Origin of the sequence: Streptomyces sp. SID3343, assembly GCF_009865215.1 — a bacterium.
Taxonomy (GTDB): Bacteria; Actinomycetota; Actinomycetes; order Streptomycetales; family Streptomycetaceae; genus Embleya.
The window spans coordinates 1-1428 of the sequence record NZ_WWJX01000978.1; the positions used below are offsets into that span (position 1 = coordinate 1).

Annotated in this window: 1 protein-coding gene; it reads left to right on the forward strand. The window is 75.0% G+C overall.

The window, feature by feature from the left end:
- A partial coding sequence (locus tag GT354_RS30620) for an HEXXH motif-containing putative peptide modification protein (RefSeq protein WP_161359625.1) occupies positions 1-1428 on the forward strand: 1428 nt, incomplete at both ends.

Sequence of the window (1428 nt, forward strand, 5' to 3'; positions counted from 1 at the left end):
GTGCCCACGCGCGGCGGTGACGCGTGGCTGCCCGCGTTCGGGCGGGCATCGCTGCCCGGGCTCGCGACGTGGGACACCGCGGAGGTCGTGCGGCATGCGGGTCGGCTGACGCTGCGGGCCGGCGGCGCCGAGGTACGGGTGCCGATCCGACCGGAGTTGCCGGTGCCCGGGTGGCGTCCCGCGCGCCGGTTGCGTTTCGGGCCCCGGGGCGGGGCGGGCACCGTCCTGCTCGACGATCTCGGCTTCCACCGGGTGCTGCCGGTCGATCCCGCGCACGCCGGCCCGCCCCTGGACGCGGAGGCGGCGGAGCGCTGGGCGAGGTTGCTGGACGACGCGTGGCCGGTGTTGTGCGCCGCGGACCCGCAGTGTGCCTCGGACGTGCGCAGTCTGCTGCGCTCGGTCGAACCGGTGCCGGCGAGCAGTCCGTTCCTGGCCGAGAGCGCGACCTCGGGGGACGGCGTCGGCGCGGTCGCCGGTTCCGACCCCGGCAACGCGGTGGAGTTGGCCGCGACCCTCACCCACGAGGCCCAGCACAGCAAGTTGGGCATGCTGATGCATCTGTATCGGCTGGTCGACCAAGAGACCGAGGATCGCTTCTATGCCCCGTGGCGCCACGATCCGCGCCCGTTGCGGGGCATGTTGCAGGGCATCTACGCGTTCATGGGCGTGGCCCGCTTCTGGCGGGGGCACCGGCTGGGCGATCTGTCCGGCGCGAGTGACCCGCACGCGGGGCTGGCCGCGTTCGAGTTCGCGCTGTGGCGCAGGCAACTCGCGGTGGCCCTGGCAGGTTTGGGCGATCAGCCCGAACTGCGGCCGTTGGGGCGCCGGTTCGTCGAACTGCTCGGCGACGTGGTCGACGGGTGGCAGGAGGAACGGCTGCCTGCGGCGGCCCAGGTCGCGGCCGACCGGGTGGCGGCGGATCACAGTGTGCGGTGGCGGCTGCACCATTTGGCTCCGCATCCCGAACTGGTCGCGGCGTTGGCCGGCGATCCCTCGCGGGTGGACGAGGTCGCGCTGTTCGCCGGGCGGGGGCCGGCCCTGGAGCCGGATCCGCGGGTACCGAGTCTGAACGTGTGGTGGTCGCTGACTCGCAGCGGGCTGGGCGCGCGCACCGGTCCGGGTCCCGACGAGAACTCCGTCGACGGGCCGCGAGGCGAGGCGGACCGGCTCGCGCGGGGGCGGTCGCGCATCCCCGATGTGCGGCCGGCGGACCTGGTGTTGCTGCGGGGTGACGTGGACCGGGCTACCGCTCTGTACGCGGCCGAGATCACCCGGGCGCGGGCCGAAGGGCGTGGGCCGCGGGCGAGCGCGGGGGCCTGGGCCGGGCTTCGGCTGACCCTGGAGACGGGCCGGGGGCCGGTGGACGCCGCCCGCGCGTTGTGGTTTCAGCCGGAGTTGGTCGCGGCGGTGTACGCGGCCGTGCTCGAT